Source organism: Streptomyces sp. NPDC025806 (genome assembly GCF_055558275.1).
Window position 1 is genome coordinate 327,954 of the sequence record NZ_JBVHMU010000005.1, and the last position, 16,744, is coordinate 344,697.

Sequence of the window (16,744 nt, forward strand, 5' to 3'; positions counted from 1 at the left end):
TCGGCAGTCAGGAAACGTTCAGGTGACCGGTGGCACGGTCGTCGACCATGACCTACGAAACCTCCGAGACAGCGGAACTCCCCGGTGCCGGCGGGCCCGCCGCGCCCATCCGGCACCGCCTGCGGCTGAACAAGGTGCCGGAAGTCACCGTCTACTTCTGGATCATCAAAGTGCTCTGCACGACGGTCGGTGAGACCGCGGCCGACCTTCTGAACGAGAAGGCGGGGCTCGGGCTCACCGGCGTCTCGCTGCTGATGAGCGGGCTCCTGGCGGTCGTGCTCGTGGTGCAGTTCCGCACCGCGGCGTACCGGGCTGGCGTGTACTGGCTCGCCGTGGCGCTGATCAGCGTCGTCGGCACGCTGATCAGCGACAACCTCACCGACAACATGGGGGTGCCGCTGGAGGTCAGCACGGCCGTCTTCGCGGTGGCCCTCGCGGTCGTGTTCCTCGTCTGGTTCCGGCGGGAGCGGACCCTGTCGATCCACAGCATCGACACCACCGGCCGCGAGACCTTCTACTGGCTCGCCGTGCTGTTCACGTTCGCGCTCGGCACCGCCGCCGGTGACCTCGTCTCCGAGCGGATGGCTCTCGGATACCCGCTCGCCGCAGGCCTGTTCGCCCTCGCCATCGCCGCCGTCGCCGTCGCCCACTTCGCGCTGGGCCTCGACGCCGTGTGGAGCTTCTGGATCGCGTACATCCTCACCCGGCCGCTGGGCGCGTCCATCGGGGACTACCTCTCCCAGCCCGCCGGGGACGGCGGCCTCGGCCTCGGCGTCGTGGTGACCAGCGTGCTGTTCCTCGCCGTCATCCTCGCTCTCGTCGTGTACCTGGCCGTCACGCGCAGGGACGTCGCCGAGCCGGAGCGGAGCGGCGCGTGAAGAAGCTGCCCGAGGTGACGCTCGCGTTCTGGATCATGAAGATCGCGGCGACGACCCTGGGAGAGACGGCGGGAGACCTCTTCTCCCAGACCCTGAAGCTGGGGTACTTCCTCACGACGATCGCGCTGTTCCTGGTCTTCGTCGTGACGCTGGTGGCGCAGGTGCGGTCCCGCCGCTACAACCCGTTCTTCTACTGGACCGTGATCCTGTCCACCAGCACGGCGGGCACCACCCTGTCCGACTTCATGAACCGCGACGCCGGCGCCGAGTACCTGCCCGGGGGCGCGAGTTCCCTGGGATGGGGGCCGCAGGGCCTCGGACTCGGCTACCCGGTCGGCGCGGCCATCCTGGTCTCGATCCTGCTGGCGATCTTCCTCGGCTGGAAGCTCAGCGGCATGACGTTCGAGATCCGCGACATCGTCACGTTCAAGGGCGAGGCGCTGTTCTGGGCCGCCATCCTCGTGTCGAACACGCTGGGCACCTCGATGGGCGACTTCCTGTCCGACAGCTCCGGCCTCGGATACGCGGGTGGCGCCCTGCTGGTCGCGGGCGCGCTCGCCGTGCTCGTGGTGCTGATGAAGGCGCCCGGAGTGCCGAACGTGCTGCTGTTCTGGATCGCGTTCGTCCTCACCCGGCCGCTCGGCGCCACGGCCGGGGACTTCCTGACCAAACCCGTGGAGAAGGGCGGCCTGGATCTCGGCACGGCCGGCTCGTCCGCCGTGCTGCTCGCCGTCCTCGTCGGCCTGATGATCCACGCGCAGGTGAACGAGCGCCGGGCCACCGCCGCCGACCAGATCACCCTGCCGGCAGGGCGACGGTGAATCCGGCCCCGGGCGTGTGCCCGGGGTCGTGCACCACATCGCCACCGACCGAGCGGGCCAGGCGCCGCGCGAGCGGCAGCCCGAGGCCCGCCCCGTCGTGCCCGTCATCGGGGTCCGCCCGCCGGCCGGGCTGGAAGAGCGCGGCGGCGAAGTCCCCGGGCACTCCGGGGCCGTCGTCCCGCACATCGATCCGTATCCCGGAGGCGGTCGGGCCCGCCGACACCGTCACACCGCTCCGCGCGTGCCGGACCGCGTTGTCGAGCAGCGGGCTGATGATCCGCTCCAGCAGTTCGGGCGCCGCACCCGCCTTCAGTACGGGAGTGGGGACCTCCAGCACGGTTGTCACATGGTCCGGAGTGTCGAGATCGCGCAGCAGACGGGCGAGGACCGCGGGGACGTCGGCGGTGCCCGGGGCCCTGGTGGTGTCGAGGGCTCTTTCGCGGGCGTCGTCGAGGACCGTGTCGCAGATGACGCGCATGGAGCGTGCTGCTTCGGCGACGACGTCCACGGTCGCCCGGGTCTCGGCGTCCGTCCGGGGCCGCGCGCGCCACCAGTCCAGTTCGACGACGATCCGGCTGAGCGGAGTACGGAGTTCGTGGGAGAGCTCCCCGGTCAGCTGCTGTTCGTGGCGGAGCACGGTACGGATCCGGTCGAGCAGCGCGTCCAGTGACGCGCCGAGACGGGCGAGTTCGGCCGGGTGTTCCCCGGCGTCGAAGCGCCGGTCGGAGGCCACCGCGCTCCACTGGGTCGCCTGGTCCGTCATGGTCGCCACGGGGCGCAGCGCCCGCCCGACCGCGAGCCGCGTCAGCGCGTAGGTGCAGCCGAGCATCAGCACGTCCAGGGTCAGCGAGCCCAGGAGCAGAGTCCCGGCCGAGCTGCGGTACGGGGTCAGGTCCAGTGCCGTGACGACGGACGCGACGGCCCGGGGGCCCCGGACCGGGAACGCGCAGAGGCGGACGGTGCCGACCGTGGCGCAGGACCGTGCGGCCCCTGCGGCGAGACGGCTCGCCACCGGAGTGAGGGCACGATCGGCCGTGGTGGGCGGTGTCCGCTCCACCAGGCGCGGCCCGCTGTAGATCCACACGCCGGCGTCGAGCAGGCCGTCGTTGGCCGTCTCCAGCACGCGCACCCGCGGGCCACTGGTGTCGACGGTCGTGGCCACCGCCGCCGCCCGGTCCCGCAGCGCGGAGTCCGCCTGATGCCGGAGGTGCTCGTCGGTCACGGCGTTGAACACCACCGTCAGGACGGTCATCAGCAGGGCCGCGACGGCCAGCGCGACGAGCGAGAGACGGCCGCGCAGCGTGCGCGGGGCGAGCGCGGCCAGGCCGGACTTCGGACCGTTCACGACAGCCGGTGTCCGATCCCGCGCACGGTGTGCACCGTCAGGGCGCTGCCCGCCTCCCGCAGCTTGCGGCGCAGCCGGCTCAGGTACTGGTCCAGGGTGTTGTCGCTGACGTACGCGCCTTCGGGCCAGCCGGCCCGGATCAGCTCGCGGCGGCGTACGAGGTCACCGCGCGCCGCGACGAGCGGTGCCAGGAGCCGGAACTCGGTGGGGGACAACGGCACCGCGACACCGCCTGCGGTGACGTGATGGCCGACGGCGTTCAGGACCAGGTCCCCCGACGCGTGCGGGGGACGGGGACCGGCCCGGTGGAGGGCGGCCCGCAGCCGCGCGGCGAGCTCGGCCAGATGGAAGGGCTTGGGCAGATAGTCGTCCCCGCCGGCGGAGAAGCCGGCCAGCCGGTCGTGCAACTGGTGCCGGGCCGTCAGGAAGAGGACCGGGGCGAGGAACCCGTTGGCGCGCAACGCCTGGCACACGTCCCGACCGTCCGCGTCCGGCAGCCCGACATCGAGGACGAGCGCGGCGACATCGTGGGACGCCAGCCGCAGACCGGTGGCCCCGTCGGCGGCGGGCACGGGATCGAACTCCTCCTCCCGCAGGCCGCGCACCAGCACGTCACGCAGCGCGTGATCGTCCTCCACCACAAGGATCTTCGGACGCATGGGTCTCCCTCGGCTGCCTCGGCCCCTCGGCGGGCGCCGTCGTCAGAGGCGGTTTCGGATCGGCGAAGAAGGCGTCCGGCAGCAGGCGGGCGGCCAGGCACAGGCAGGCGCCCAGCCAGCCCGTCGCGAACAGCCAGCCACCGAGGACATCGGTCAACCAGTGCACGCCGAGAAACACCCGGGACAGCCCCACGGCCGCGCCCCAGCAGGCGACCGCGACACGCAGCACCGTGCCGCCGCACGGGGCCCGCACCCGGAGGGCGGTGATGAGCAGCCCCGCGGCGAGGGCCGATGTCGTGGCATGCCCGGACGGAAACGACCAGCCGCTCGCATGGGTTGCCCAGAACGAGTGGGGCGGGCGCGGCCGGTGTATGAGCTCCATCGCGCCGTACCGCAGGGCCTGTCCGACGCCCAGGATCGCGACACACAGCGCGGCGGCACACAGCCGCCGGCGTCCGGTCCGTGCGGCCACGACACCGGCCAGGACGGCGAGCAGGTACGGGACCACTCCGGTGCCGGTGGCGGTCACGCCCCGGGCCAACGCGGTGACGGCCTCCTGGCGATGGCCTGCCGCCCGGAGCAGAGACCCGTCGTCCAGCCACAGCGGCGAACGGCCCTGCCCGACCACCGCCATGGCCAGCACGCCGAACGCCGCCCACGCGCCGAGCGCGACACTGCCGAGCAGGTCGGCCACGTCCTTGCGGTTCATGAGCGGGCCAGCAGGGGACGCAGCCGCGCGGCCCTCGACAGCCGACGGGCCAGCGCCGGCGACAGACGCCGCACGACCAGCATGGCCCCGAACGCGACGAGGCCGCCGACCACGACCCCCGCCAGGACGTCGTGCGGATAGTGCGCGCCGACCCACACTCGGGACGCCGCCATGGTGAGCGCCACCACGGCGGCCGGCGCGCCGAGGCGACGCGAGACGAACAGGAGGGCCACCGCCGCGGCGGCGGCGATCGCCGCGTGGTTGCTGGGGAACGACCAGTCGCCGGGTGCCGCGCACGCCTCCAGCGTCCGCACGTGCAGGCTCTGGCACGGCCGGTCCTCGCGGACCAGCGACTTGACCACCATGTCGACACCGAAGGCCAGGACCACGACGGCCGGCACCGCCAGAGCCGCCACGGCCAGCGTGGAACTCGTCCCGCGCGCCCGCCACCAGGCGAGCAGCATCAGCACCGCGCACACCCCGAGCCCGTACGCCGACCAGGCCGTCACGGCACCGTCCAGCCAGCCCGGCGAGCGCTGCGCGAGGCCCGTCACATCGAGATAGGCGGACCCGTCGACCGAGGAACCGTCGTACGCGAGGATCACCGGCGGACCTCCTTCGCCGCCGCGGCCTTGCGGGAGCGGAGGAGCTCGGCCGCCAGCGGCAGCAGGGACACCACGACGATCAGGGCGACGATCGGAAGCAGATAGCGATCGACGTTCGGGATCGAGGATCCCAGCGCGTAGCCGGCCAGGGTCAGGCCGACGCTCCACACGAGACCGCCCACCGCCTGCCACAGCGTGAACACCCGCACCGGGACCCCCAGGGCGCCCGCGAGCGGATTCAGTACCGTGCGCACCACCGGCACGAAGCGCGCGAGCACGATCGCCTTCGCGTGCCCGTACCGTGCGAGCAGGTCCTCGGCTCTTTCAGCGCCGTCGTGCAGTCGCCGCGACCGGCTGCGGGCGAGCAGCGAGCCCCCGGCTCTGCGCCCGATCAGATAGCCGCACTGCGCCCCGGCCAGCGCGCCGACGACCGCGGCGGCCAGGAGGGGGACCAACGAGAGATGGACCCCGCTCCGTCCGCTGCCCGTGCAGAGCAGCCCCGCGGTGAACAGCAGGGAGTCGCCCGGCAGGAAGAAGCCGATGAGCAGGCCGGTCTCGGCGAACAGCACCGCGCCGACCCCGACCACGCCGAAGGCGGCCAGGAGGGACTGCGCGTCGAGCGGGTTCACCGCGAGCTGCGACGATAGGGCCACGAGTGTGGTCATCTGCGGGTCCTTGTCTCGGTCGGTCTCAGTCGGTCTCAGTCGGTCTAAGTCGGTCTCTGCCGGCAGCCGGGGAGTGCTGGAGGCACCGCACATGGCAGGCACGGCACCTGACTGACTACAATCCTGTAGACGGTCTACATCACTGTAGACGACGCGGGGGTGAGGATCGTTCCCATGAGCACCGAGAAGGACGACCGCCGGCCGGCCGGTGAGCTGGAGGCCGCGGTGATGGCCGCGCTGTGGGCGGCAGAAACCGCGCTGACACCGACCGAGGTCCAGGCCGAGCTCGCCTCCGGCCTGGCCCGGACCACGGTGACCACGATCCTGTCGCGGCTGTACGAGAAGGGGACGCTGGAGCGCCATCGCCGGGGCCGCGGCTTCGCCTACCGCCCGATACAGGACCCGCACGGCCTGACCGCCCTGCGCATGCACGGCGAACTCGACCGCGACAGCGACCGCGCGACCGTGCTCGCCCGGTTCGTCGACCAACTCGGCCCGGACGACGAGGAGATCCTGCGCCGGCTGCTGGAAGAAGGCGGCTGACCCGTCATCGAGCCGTTCGGCGATACCGCGTGAGGACGGCGGCGCCGACCTGTTCGCAGGAGAGGCAGTCCAGCTCGGCGCCCGAGCGGCAGTACCCCCTCGTCCAGCGTGCGGCCGAGCCGGAACTTGTCCCCGGCCACCGTACTGCTCCCATTCCACGGCCCCGTCATGCTGCACCGGCGGTCAGCCCGTGGCGGTCGGCCCACGCGCTGATCGCCTCGGCCAGTTCCTCGGGGCGGTCCTCGGGGGAGTGGTGGCCGGCCGGGCCGAGGCGCGCGACGTCCAGGCCCGCGATGTTCTCCTCGCACCAGGCCACGGCGCCCCGGTCGGTCATGGCGCCGCGCCCCGGCTCGAACGCGGCGAGCAGTTTGGGGACGTCGGGGCTGGCGGCCAGCCAGGCGTCGTAGCGCTCGACGCGGGCCACGACATCGGCGGGCTCGGCGTCCAGCGGCATCATGCGGGCCCAGGCCAGCACCGGCCGACGGCTGCGCGGAGTCGGGAACGGGCTGCGGTAGACCTCCAGGTCGGCCGGGTCGAGCGGCGTGTCCATCGTGTCCGGGAGCCCTTCGACGAAGAGCGACTTCTCCAGGATCATCTCCTCGCCCACCCCGGGGGTGCGCAGCAGAGTGAACAACTCCCGCCCCGCGGCCGGGAACTCGTCGCCGACCAGGGGCTTGACGATCGTCTCGGTGAAGGCGAGACCGCGGACGCGGCCCGGGAGACGTGCGGCCCGGTCGAAGGCGAGCGCACCGCCCCAGTCGTGACCGATCAGAACCGCCTCGGTCAGGCCCAGAGCGTCGAACCAGGCGTCGAGGTAGCGGGCGTGGTCGTCGAAGGAGTAGGCGATGTCGGGTTTCCCGGACGCGCCCATGCCGATGAGGTCGGGGGCCAGGAGCCGGCGGCCCGGCGCGGCCACACCCGGCAGGACGTTCCGCCACAGGTGGGAGGAGGTGGGGTTGCCGTGGAGGAAGACGAACGGCAGCCCGTCGGGATCGCCGGACTCGCGGTGGTGGAGGGTGGAGTCGAGGACGGGGAGAGTGGGCATCTTGGTGTCACTTCGCTTTCCGTGCGGCGGATCGGTCAGAGATTGAGGCTCAGGACGCGGTCGACGGTGATCTCGACGACGACCAGGTCCGGCGGGGTGGGCGGGGCCGCGTGATAGCGGGCGGTGTACCGGCGGACCGCCTCGGCCACGCGCGCGGGATCGTCCGTGACGCGGCCCCGGCCTTCGAGGGTCACCCAGCGGAAGCCGTCCGCCTGGCAGAGCGCGACACGGGCCGCCGGGCCGCCCGCCAGCACGTTCCGCGCCTTGCGGGCCCGAGCCCGGGTGGTGACCCGGACCAGGCCGGCGGGCGCGTCGAAGGTGAAGCGGACCGGCGTGACGTGCGGGGTGCCGTCCGGGCGGAGGGTGGTGAAGGCGGCGGTGCGGGGGCCGCTGAGGAACGCCCTTGTCGCGTCCGGGAGTTCCACGGTCGCGGCCGACTCCCGGCTCACTTCTTCTTCACTCCTTCGTTCCAGATGAGCTTGGCGATGTTCGGCTTCGCGGCCGTGGTGATGACGCCCATCGCGGTGCGGACGTAGCGTCGTTCCTCCAGCTCGCGCAGCATGCTCGCGGCGAGGTCCGCGCGGGCGGTGAAGACACCATCAGCGCTGGTCTCGGCGGTGTGGAAGTCCGTGACGACGGGGTGCTCGAAGAGACCCGAGGGCCAGACGAGCGTCCAGTCGAGCTCGGTGGCACGGATCACGTCCTCCATGCGGCGCATGTCCTCGTGGAGGGTCCGGCCGAGGCGCCGGTTCACCAACGGGTCGAGGACGTGGTTGAAGAAGTGCGCGCCGGTGGGACGCCAGTTCGGGTCGGCGATGCTCGAGCTGACGGCGAGGAGCCGCTTGATGCCGTGGCGGGTCATGGCCCCGGTGATGGCCGTGGCACTCGCCGAGTACGTGGTGATGGTCTCCTTGCTGAAGCGCGCGCCCAGCGCGGACAGGACCGCGTCCGCCCCGGCGAGCGCGGCGTCGACAGCGGCCGGATCGGTGGCGTCGGCGACGGCCACGGCGAGACCGGGCCGCGCGGAGGACAGGGAGCCGGGACGGCGGGTCACGGCGACGACCTCGTGGCCGGCGGCGAGGGCCTGGTCGGTGAGGCGGCGTCCGGTCGGCCCGTTGGCGCCGAAGACTGCGATGCGCATGATGTCGGGTCATCCCCTCGTGCGGTGGTCGGAACGGCCTTGACTGTGCCGACCGCGCCCCGCAGGCTCAACGCTGATGAATAACGCCGCGCCTGTCTCCGCCCGCCCCCGAGGCCGCCCCCGTGGCAACCCGCGCACCCGCGAGTCGATCGTCCCCGCCGCCCGCGACCTGTTCCTGGAGCGCGGCTACAGACGCACCACGGTGCGTGCCGTGGCCGCGGCGGCCGGTGTCGACCCGGCGCTGATCGCGTACCACTTCGGTTCGAAGAAGGGCCTGTTCGCGGACGTGATGCAGTTCCAGTGCGCGAACGCGCTGGCGGTGGACGACGTCCTCGGCGGCGACCCCGCCACGCTCCCGGACCGCCTGATCGACGCGGTGACGGACCTGTGGGAGGACGCCGACTTCCGGCAGCTCACCGCCCAGGGCGACGAGGCCGCCGAGGTGATCCGCGAGTATCTGGAACAGGAGCTGCTGGCCCGGCTTGTTGAATTTCTCGGCGGCCGGGACGCGACCGCCCGTGCCACGGCCGTGGTGACGATCCTCGGCGGCCTCATCTACACCCGCTACCTCAACCCGCTCCCCACCCCGGCGGCCCTCACCCCGTCCGAGACCCGCCACATCCTCACCCCGGCGCTGCGCACGGCCCTGGCCCCGAGGCCGCGCGCCGCGACCAAAGGCCGCGGTGGCCGCTCAGAGGTGGGCGTCCAGCAGCTTTCGTAGATCGGCGCCGGTCAGGGGCCCCGTGGTGTGCGCTACCACCTCTCCGTCCTTCAGCAGGACGCAGGACGGGGCTCCGGTGATCTCATAGCGCCCGGTCGCGGTCGGGCAGCGCGTGATGTCGGCGCGGACGACGGTCAGGCGGCCCGCGTACTCGTCCGCGACGCCGCCCACGACGAGGTCCATCTCCCGGCAGGGCTCGATCGCCTTGGGCCAGGTCCCGGTGAAATAGGCGAGGACCGGGACTCCGCTCATCCCGAGGATGAAATCGAACTCCGCGTCCTCACGAGGCCGGTGCACCCGCTTCGCCATGCGATCTCCTGACCTCACGTTCCGTCGTTCCTGCCCCGTCATCCTGTGCGCGGTGCGCCGCGAAGGCCGAGAGCCAGCGTCAGTTCCAGGACCCGGTGCGGCAAGGCGAGTTCGGGAAACAGATCCCGCAGCTGCGACATCCGGTACCGGACGGTCTGGGGATGGACGAACAACGCCGCCGCCACCTCGTCCCGCCTGCCCTGGTGCAGCAACCACGCCTGCAACGTCTCCTCCAGACGCCGAGCGGTCGCGGCAGGCAGGGCCCGCAACGGTGCGAGCGCCCGGGCCCGCAGATCCGCGAACGCGTCCACGTCGGCGCTCAGCACCAGCTCGGGCAGATGCTCCTCGGTGTCGCGGATGTCGCAGGACAGGGAGCGCGCGCGGACAGCCCGTGCGTACGAGGCGGACACGCGAGCCCACGGCCGGGCCGGGCCGACCACGGCGGCACGCTCGCTCAGCTGCCGCAGGAGACGTGACCGGTCGGCATCGGGGACGAGCAGCACACCGGTGGCGTCCGGAAGATCGTCGAGGACGAGGGTGCTCGGATCGAGCGTGCGGTAGGCCGGGCGGGCCTGGGCGGCGGGCAGCAGGACCGCCGTCAGCGAGACGGGAGGCTGCCACCCGGCCTGTTGCACCGAGGCCAGCAGCACATCCGGGTTCGCCCCAGCGAGGAGGTCGCGGGCCAGGTGTTCGAGATGGCGCTCACGGTCCCGGCCCCGGGCGGCCAGCTCGTCGGCGTGTCCCGCCGCGCTCGCGGCGGAGAGCTCGTCGATGTAGGCGAAGGTCAGCTCGGCGAACTTGGCGACCTCGCCGGCGGGCAGACCCGCGGGTACGGCACCCGCCGCCAGGCATCGCCAGGCCACGCGGGCGCCGACGCGGTAGGCGCTGAGCAGGGCGTCCATCGACCGGCCGTCGCGCACCTCGCCGCGGCCCAGCTCGTAGGCGGCTTCACCGGCGTCACCACCCGTGGCGTTCCCGCTCGCGAGGTCCAGGTAGTGCCCCAGGGCGGTGCGGACGGCCCGGCGGATGGTCGCGCCCATGCGGCCCGAAAGGGCGTTGGCGTAGGACGGGACCTCGTCGATGATCGCCTGGACGATCTCGTCGGCGGTGGTCCTCAGCTCCGCCCGCAGTGCGGTGACCGTCGTCTCGTCCAGGGCCAGCTCGCTGGCCTTCCGGAATGCATGGCTCACGTTTTGTTCCCTGCGAACAATTCTGTCGACCAGATTTACGTCTTTCGGTCAGGACTTTACGCCTCGCGGCGCAGCAAGCTGGAGCCATGACGAGTGCAGCCCTCCGCAGCAGGGCGTGGAAACTGCTCGAGATGGTCACGACGCCGCTGCTGCCGTCGGACTACCTCGACCTGGTCAGCCCGCTGCGCGCGGGCGCCGACCTGCGCGGGCGCATCGAGGCCGTGCACCCCGAGACGGACGACGCCGCGACCATCGTGATCAGGCCCGGACGGGGCTGGCGCGGCCACACGGCAGGCCAGTACGTGCGGATCGGCGTCGACGTCGACGGCGTACGCCTGTGGCGCGCCTACTCCCTCACCTCGCCGACGAACCGCCCGGACGGTCGCGTCACGATCACCGTGAAGGCGATCCCCGACGGCAAGGTCAGCAACCACCTGGTCCGCAGGGCGACACCGGGCACGCTGATCCAGCTCGACCAGCCGACCGGTGACTTCGTCCTGCCGGAGGCCAAGCCCGCCAAGGTGCTCTACCTGACGGCCGGCAGCGGCATCACGCCCGTCATGGGCATGCTGCGCGACACCGCGTTCGACGACGTCGTCATGGTCCACTGCGCCCCCCGGCCGCAGGACGTGATCTTCCGCGAGGAACTGCACGACCTGGTCGCGGACAAGAAGCTGCGCCTCACCGAGGTGCACACCGACACGGACGGCATGCTCGACATCGCCCGCCTCGACGAACTCGTCCCCGACTGGGCCGAGCGCGAGACCTGGGCGTGCGGCCCCGCGGGCCTGCTCGACGCCGCCGAGCTGCACTGGATCGAGCACGGGGTGCAGGAACGCCTGCACACCGAACGCTTCCGCCCCGGGATCGTCGTCACGGGCGACGGCGGCGCGGTCACGTTCAGCGCCACCGGCAAGACCGTCGACGCGGACGGCGCCACGCCCTTGCTGGACGTCGGCGAGGAGGCCGGCGTGCTCATGCCCTCCGGGTGCCGCATGGGCATCTGCTTCGGCTGCGTGGCGCCACTGAAGGCGGGCGCCGTCCGCGACCTGCGCACCGGCGAGATCACCGAGGGCGAACCGGGCGTCCTCATCCAGACCTGCGTGTCCGCCGCCGCGGGCCCCTGTGACATCGAACGGTAGGAGCACCTTGACCGCCATCGACCCCACCGCCCACCTGACCGCGGAGCAGATCGAGGAGCTCGGCCGCGAGCTGGACGCGATCCGCGACGAGGTGATCGCCGGTCGCGGCGAGAAGGACGCCGCCTACATCCGCAAGGTCATCTCGGCGCAGCGCAAGCTCGAGCTGGCCAGCCGGGGCGTGCTGCTGTTCTCGTTCTTCCCGCCCGCGTGGCTGATCGGCACCGCCGGGCTGTCCGTGGCGAAGATCATGGACAACATGGAGATCGGCCACAACATCCTCCACGGCCAGTGGGACTGGATGCGGGACCCGAAGATCCACTCCACGACCTGGGAGTGGGACCACGTCTCGCCGGCCGACCAGTGGAAGCACTCGCACAACGAGCTGCACCACACGTACACCAACGTGATCGGCAAGGACAACGACCTCGGCTACGGCATCATGCGCGTCGACGAGGACCAGAAGTGGCACCCGTTCCACCTCGGCCAGCCGCTGTGGAACTTCATCAACGCCTGCTTCTTCGAGTACGGCATCGCCGCCTACGACCTGGAGCTCGGCAAGAACCTCAGCAAGCGCCGCCGCAAGAACCCGGAGTTCCGCGCGCGGGCCAAGGCCGTGGGCCGCAAGATCCGCAAGCAGGTGCTCAAGGACTACGTGATCCACCCCCTGCTGTCCGGCCCGTCCTTCCTCCCCACCCTCGCCGCCACGTTCACCGCGAACCTGGTCCGCAACATCTGGTCCCACTCGGTGATCATGTGCGGGCACTTCCCCGAGGGCGTGCAGGTCTTCGAGCGCCGGTCGATCAAGGGCGAGACGCGCGGCCAGTGGTACCTGCGCCAGATGATGGGGTCGGCGAACATCAGCGGCAGCAAGGCCATGCACTTCATGACCGGCAACCTGTCGCACCAGATCGAGCACCACCTGTTCCCGGACCTGCCGAGCAACCGGTACGCCGAGGTCGCGGTCAAGGTGCGCGCGCTGTTCGAGAAGTACGAGCTGGAGTACGTCAGCGGGCCGCTGCCCATGCAGGTGTTCTCCGCGTGGCGCAAGGTCTTCCGCCTCTCGCTGCCGAACAAGCAGCCCAAGATCAAGACGCCGGACCGCGAGAAGGAACTCGTCGCGGCCTGACCCCTGGTCCCCGGTGAGCACGCGTCTGCGGCCCCGCCGACGACCCGGTCCGGATAATCGATGGGCCTGCCCGGTGCGGGCAGGCACACTCGTCGCATGATCGACGCACGCACGACAGCCGACCGTCTCCTCGACGCCCTCGAGCCGCTTCCGTACCCGCAGCGGGTCCGCGAGACAGCACGCCGGGCGGCGGAGCTGGCGGCGAGCCGTGAACTGACCGGGGTGATCGCGGAGTTGGACCGCCGCGGCTCCTACGAGCGCGGCATCGGCGCCCTGCTCGCCTGCGTCGGGCGTGACGCCGACTGGGTCGCCGCGCACCTGGCCGACCCCGACGCGTTCGTGCGCGGGCACGCGATGCGCGCCGCCCAGGGGCTCGCCGTGCCCGACGCCGCGTTCGAGACGGCGCTGCACGACGCCCCCGCCGCGGTCCGCGCCGGGATCCTGCACCAGCTCGCGGGCGGGCGCCGCCCCGCCCTCGCCGACCGCCTCGTCGACGAGGTGCGCGAACAGTGGGGCGACATCGACGCCGCGAAGCTGTTGCCCGGCTGCTCGCGGGACGTCGTGGAGCGTCTGCTTCCTCAGGTGTTCCACGCCGTGCGCGGCTGGTCGGCACTCGTCAGGCGGCACCCCGGTGTCCTGCTGGACGTCACGGAGCGCGAGCTCGCCGCACTGCCGGAGAGCGCCCGCACGCGATGGTTCGAGGGCCATGTACGGATGCTCGCCGCGGTCGCCCCGGTGGACCCGCGGCGCCTGCTCGACCTCTTCGACACGTACCCGCCCGACCGTGTGCCGTCCCGGTTCGCCCCTCTCCTGGACGTCCTCGCGAAGGCCGACCCCGCGCGGGTGCTGCGCTGGTACACCGGTCCGTGGCGCACGTCCCTGCCCGGCCCGCGGCAGCTGAGCCCCGCCACGCTGCGGGCCCTCGCCCGCTCGGGCGCACCGGAACTCGCCGACTGGGCACGCGCCCTGGCCGCGCACTCGGACGACCTCGCCGCCCTGCTGAACGCCCAGGCGCCGGCCGACCGCTGGGCCACGTACGAGGCGGCCAGGGCCGGGCGCGGAACGAAGCACGACGGCGTGCACACCGGACTGCTGACCGCTCTGCCCCGCCGCCACGTCGCCGCCGTGGCCCGGCAGGCGGCCCGCACGGCACGCGAGCAGGGCGACGACTGGCTCACGGTCCTCACCGCGCAGTCCTTCCTGCCGCCCGCAGAGGCGCAGGAGGCCCTGGACGCCGCCACGCGCAGGCCGCGCGCCGAGGATCGCGGCGCGGCCTGGCCGCTGTACGTACGCCATGTCGCCCGTACCGGGGACCCGGCAGCCGTGGCCTCACTGGCCGAAGAGCTCGCCGCGCGGCTGCGCAACGAACAGGACCCGGTCCGCGGAGCCGCCCTGCGCGCCCTCGCCGACGACGTGCACCCGCGCCTGTGGGCACCGGCCGCGCTGCCCCACCTCAGCCGCCTCGTCACCGACGCCCTCCAGGCGCGCGACCGCTCCTACCCCACGAGTGCGGCCGTGTCCCGCCTCGCTCTCGGCATCCTGCGCGAACACGCCTCCACCTCCGGACGCGAGCACGCCGAATGGGCCCTGGACACCCTCACCGCGCTGAACGGACACAGCGGCGGGCTCGACCTCGGCCGCCTCGACCACAGTCTGCGACGCGGCCAGGAGCACGCGGTGTACGCGGCGCTCCGGCCGCGGATCGAGACCGAGGCGGCGAAGAAGGAGTACCGCCTCGTCCTCGCCCTGGCCCGCGCCACGGGACGCCGTGCCGCCGGGATGCCCGAACTCCAGGACTGGCTGCGCCACGCGATCGAGCACGGCAACAACACGACCGTCCGCACCGCGATCCAGCTCTGGCTGGAGCCGAGCGCGACCCGCGACGCACGCGTCGCCCACATCCTCGACCTCGAACCGTCCGCCGTCGAACTCGGCTGCGTGGCCAGGGTCGTGGCCCACCGGCGCACCGATCTCCTCGACCGCTTCCTCGTCGACCGGCCACCCCTGGGGCGGTTCCTCACGGCACGGGGCCCCTGGGTGTTCACGGCGGACCGGGCGGCGGTGCACCGCTGGCTGCCGCGTCAGCAGCAGGCGTACCTGCGCCAGTTGCGGCGCGTCGCCGACGACGCGGGGAGTCTTCCCTGGCGCCGTGGTCTCGCCGTCCACCGCGCCGCGCACGTACCCGACCGCGGGTACGCCTTCGTACGGACCTGGGCCGCGTCCCCCGACGTCGTCATCGCCGAAGCCGCCCTCAGCGCCCTCGGCCGCAGCGCTGACGACCTGCCCCTGCTGCTCGACCACGCCGGCGGAGACCGCGCCCGCGTGGCCGTGTACGCGGCAGCCCAGGCCGCCCGACACGTCAGTCCCTCCCGACTCGCCGTACTCCTCGACGAGTTGCTCACCGGCCCCGGCAAGAAGGTCACCAGCCGGAAGGAAGGCGCCCGCCTCGCCGCGACCTGCCTGCCCGCACCCGAGGCGGCTCGGCTGCTCGCGCGCGCCTACGCGGCCCCCGACGCCCACCGCGACGTGCGGGCCACCTGCGTCGACTTCGCCGCGCGCTGTCTGCTCGGCCAGGAGCCCGCCTGGGAGATCGTCACCGACGCCGTACGCGAGGGCCGCCCGGCCGTGCTGCGCGACGCCGCCCTGCGCCCGGCCCCCCTCGACATCGCCGAAGCCCACCGCGAGCGCTACGCGGACCTCGTCGCCGCCGTCGCGGACACCGACCACGACGAACTCGCGGCCACGGCGCTGGCCGCACTCACCCGCTGGGCACCCTGGTCGCCGAAGGCGCCCGCGCTGTTCGCCGGGGTACTCGTCGACGTGCAGCGGCGTGCCCGCGGCCTGTGGCGCACGGCAGCCGCGGGCCTCGTCGACGAGGCCGGCCGTACCCCGGACCGGGCCGCCGCACTGGAGGCCGCCGTGGCCGCCCTCATCGACCACGGCAGTGAGCCGGACGCGGGGGAGGAGCGCGACCGCCCCGCACACCGCCGCATCGAACACGTGGCGGAGCTCCTCGCCGGCCGGGCGCCCCGGACCACCGCCCTCCGGCCGGCCGCCCGCGCCGTCGCCCTGCTCCTAGCCCAGCACGACGCCTTCACCGAGCCGGCGACGCAGGTCCTCCTGGCGACCGTCGACCTCGGGGCCCCGGAGCCCGGCCTGCGGGAACTGGCGCGGCTGCACGCCGACCGTCCCGTCCTCGCCGCCCGTACCGCCGATGCCCTGCGCCACCGGCTCCGACACGAGGACCCGCCGGCGCACGAACTCGACCGGGCGGCGCAGTTGCTGGCCGCTTCGGGCACCCCTGCGGAGGGCCTGTTCGCCTGGGCGATCACCAAAGCGTCCGGCGACCGCACCGCCTGGCCCGCCGTCTGGCGCGCCCACCTGGTGGCCCTGCGCAGTCACCCGTGCCCGGACGTCCGCGACGCGGCGGTTCGCGTCTGCACGGCCCCCTGACGGCTGCTCAGAACTTCACCGCGATCGCGATGTGGGGCCGCTTGCCGAGCCGGGCGACGGTGGCGGGCCAGTCGGTCAGCCACCACTGCCAGGTGTACTTACGGGCGAGCCGCTTCCGTACGGCCTTGAGTCCTTCCGCGTCCAGGAGGCGGCCCGTGCCGTGCAGGCGTGTCGCGTCGGCCGCGATCCGGCCGCGCAGGTCGCACGCGGCGACGACCACGCGCGGGTCGCGGCGCAGTCGCTTCACCTTCCAGGAGTCGATCCGGGTCCACACGTACAACTCGTCGCCCTCGGCCGCGAACCAGACGGGTGTGGCGACCGGAGTCCCGTCCTTGCGGAAGGTGGTCAGGCTGACGTATCGGCCTCGGCTCAGTTCGGCGGGAATCACGCGC

At 72.8% G+C, this 16,744-nt stretch carries 18 protein-coding genes; 7 read left to right on the forward strand and 11 right to left on the reverse strand.

Annotation, left to right across the window (positions count from 1 at the left end):
• Window positions 1–47 precede the first annotated feature (47 nt).
• Complete coding sequence (locus tag ACZ4E1_RS14305; RefSeq protein WP_467539199.1) at window positions 48–878, forward strand: COG4705 family protein; 831 nt, start codon at window positions 48–50, stop codon at window positions 876–878.
• Window positions 875–1,699: a COG4705 family protein gene (locus ACZ4E1_RS14310; RefSeq protein ID WP_467539201.1), complete on the forward strand. Its 825-nt coding sequence runs from the start codon at window positions 875–877 to the stop codon at window positions 1,697–1,699. Before ACZ4E1_RS14305 ends, ACZ4E1_RS14310 begins: the two co-directional genes overlap by 4 nt.
• Here ACZ4E1_RS14310 and ACZ4E1_RS14315 read toward each other — a convergent pair.
• The 5 genes from ACZ4E1_RS14315 to ACZ4E1_RS14335 are packed head-to-tail and all read right to left on the reverse strand — an operon-like array spanning window position 1,674 to window position 5,682.
• Window positions 1,674–3,044: a sensor histidine kinase gene (locus ACZ4E1_RS14315; protein WP_467539204.1), complete on the reverse strand. Its 1,371-nt coding sequence runs from the start codon at window positions 3,042–3,044 to the stop codon at window positions 1,674–1,676. The genes ACZ4E1_RS14310 and ACZ4E1_RS14315 overlap by 26 nt on opposite strands.
• Window positions 3,041–3,703: a response regulator transcription factor gene (locus tag ACZ4E1_RS14320; RefSeq protein WP_467539208.1), complete on the reverse strand. Its 663-nt coding sequence runs from the start codon at window positions 3,701–3,703 to the stop codon at window positions 3,041–3,043. Before ACZ4E1_RS14320 ends, ACZ4E1_RS14315 begins: the two co-directional genes overlap by 4 nt.
• Window positions 3,657–4,412: a phosphatase PAP2 family protein gene (locus ACZ4E1_RS14325; protein WP_467539210.1), complete on the reverse strand. Its 756-nt coding sequence runs from the start codon at window positions 4,410–4,412 to the stop codon at window positions 3,657–3,659. The genes ACZ4E1_RS14320 and ACZ4E1_RS14325 overlap by 47 nt, the downstream gene beginning before the upstream one ends.
• Window positions 4,409–5,017: a phosphatase PAP2 family protein gene (locus ACZ4E1_RS14330; RefSeq protein WP_467539212.1), complete on the reverse strand. Its 609-nt coding sequence runs from the start codon at window positions 5,015–5,017 to the stop codon at window positions 4,409–4,411. Before ACZ4E1_RS14330 ends, ACZ4E1_RS14325 begins: the two co-directional genes overlap by 4 nt.
• A complete protein-coding gene (locus ACZ4E1_RS14335; RefSeq protein ID WP_467539214.1) occupies window positions 5,014–5,682 on the reverse strand; it encodes a DedA family protein in 669 nt (222 codons plus the stop codon). Before ACZ4E1_RS14335 ends, ACZ4E1_RS14330 begins: the two co-directional genes overlap by 4 nt.
• Before the next feature lie 174 nt (window positions 5,683–5,856).
• On the opposite strand from ACZ4E1_RS14335, the gene ACZ4E1_RS14340 reads away from it, so the two are divergent.
• The gene (locus ACZ4E1_RS14340; protein WP_467539215.1) at window positions 5,857–6,225 is read left to right on the forward strand and encodes a BlaI/MecI/CopY family transcriptional regulator; all 369 of its coding nucleotides are present in this window, start codon (window positions 5,857–5,859) and stop codon (window positions 6,223–6,225) included.
• Between the two features lie 166 nt (window positions 6,226–6,391).
• Here the strand turns inward: ACZ4E1_RS14340 and ACZ4E1_RS14345 are convergent, their stop codons facing one another.
• Genes ACZ4E1_RS14345 through ACZ4E1_RS14355 form a run of 3 tightly spaced genes read right to left on the reverse strand, consistent with a single transcriptional unit; the run spans window position 6,392 to window position 8,411 of the window.
• Complete coding sequence (locus tag ACZ4E1_RS14345) at window positions 6,392–7,309, reverse strand: haloalkane dehalogenase (RefSeq protein WP_467539598.1); 918 nt, start codon at window positions 7,307–7,309, stop codon at window positions 6,392–6,394.
• Window positions 7,306–7,719, reverse strand: coding sequence for a pyridoxamine 5'-phosphate oxidase family protein (locus tag ACZ4E1_RS14350; protein ID WP_467539217.1), 414 nt, complete (start codon window positions 7,717–7,719; stop codon window positions 7,306–7,308). Before ACZ4E1_RS14350 ends, ACZ4E1_RS14345 begins: the two co-directional genes overlap by 4 nt.
• On the reverse strand, window positions 7,716–8,411 hold the full coding sequence (locus ACZ4E1_RS14355; RefSeq protein ID WP_467539219.1) for an NAD(P)-dependent oxidoreductase: 696 nt from the start codon (window positions 8,409–8,411) through the stop codon (window positions 7,716–7,718). The genes ACZ4E1_RS14350 and ACZ4E1_RS14355 overlap by 4 nt, the downstream gene beginning before the upstream one ends.
• A gap of 76 nt (window positions 8,412–8,487) precedes the next feature.
• On the opposite strand from ACZ4E1_RS14355, the gene ACZ4E1_RS14360 reads away from it, so the two are divergent.
• Window positions 8,488–9,132: a TetR/AcrR family transcriptional regulator gene (locus ACZ4E1_RS14360; RefSeq protein ID WP_467539221.1), complete on the forward strand. Its 645-nt coding sequence runs from the start codon at window positions 8,488–8,490 to the stop codon at window positions 9,130–9,132.
• Here ACZ4E1_RS14360 and ACZ4E1_RS14365 read toward each other — a convergent pair.
• Both ACZ4E1_RS14365 and ACZ4E1_RS14370 read right to left on the reverse strand, forming a co-directional pair.
• Entirely contained in the window at window positions 9,103–9,441 is a 339-nt protein-coding gene (locus ACZ4E1_RS14365) for a thioredoxin family protein (protein WP_467539223.1), read from the reverse strand. The genes ACZ4E1_RS14360 and ACZ4E1_RS14365 overlap by 30 nt on opposite strands.
• Window positions 9,442–9,479: 38 nt before the next feature.
• On the reverse strand, window positions 9,480–10,631 hold the full coding sequence (locus ACZ4E1_RS14370; protein ID WP_467539224.1) for a PucR family transcriptional regulator: 1,152 nt from the start codon (window positions 10,629–10,631) through the stop codon (window positions 9,480–9,482).
• An 86-nt stretch (window positions 10,632–10,717) separates the two neighbouring features.
• On the opposite strand from ACZ4E1_RS14370, the gene ACZ4E1_RS14375 reads away from it, so the two are divergent.
• The 3 genes from ACZ4E1_RS14375 (at window position 10,718) to ACZ4E1_RS14385 (ending at window position 16,352) form a co-directional block, all read left to right on the forward strand.
• Entirely contained in the window at window positions 10,718–11,773 is a 1,056-nt protein-coding gene (locus ACZ4E1_RS14375; RefSeq protein ID WP_467539227.1) for a ferredoxin reductase, read from the forward strand.
• Window positions 11,774–11,780: 7 nt separating this feature from the next.
• A complete protein-coding gene (locus ACZ4E1_RS14380; protein ID WP_467539228.1) occupies window positions 11,781–12,899 on the forward strand; it encodes a fatty acid desaturase family protein in 1,119 nt (372 codons plus the stop codon).
• A 96-nt stretch (window positions 12,900–12,995) separates the two neighbouring features.
• The gene (locus tag ACZ4E1_RS14385) at window positions 12,996–16,352 is read left to right on the forward strand and encodes a hypothetical protein (protein WP_467539232.1); all 3,357 of its coding nucleotides are present in this window, start codon (window positions 12,996–12,998) and stop codon (window positions 16,350–16,352) included.
• Between the two features lie 7 nt (window positions 16,353–16,359).
• Here the strand turns inward: ACZ4E1_RS14385 and ACZ4E1_RS14390 are convergent, their stop codons facing one another.
• Window positions 16,360–16,740 carry a PPOX class F420-dependent oxidoreductase gene (locus tag ACZ4E1_RS14390; RefSeq protein ID WP_467539235.1) on the reverse strand — a complete coding sequence of 127 codons (381 nt, stop codon included), beginning with the start codon at window positions 16,738–16,740 and terminating at the stop codon, window positions 16,360–16,362.
• Window positions 16,741–16,744: the final 4 nt, after the last annotated feature.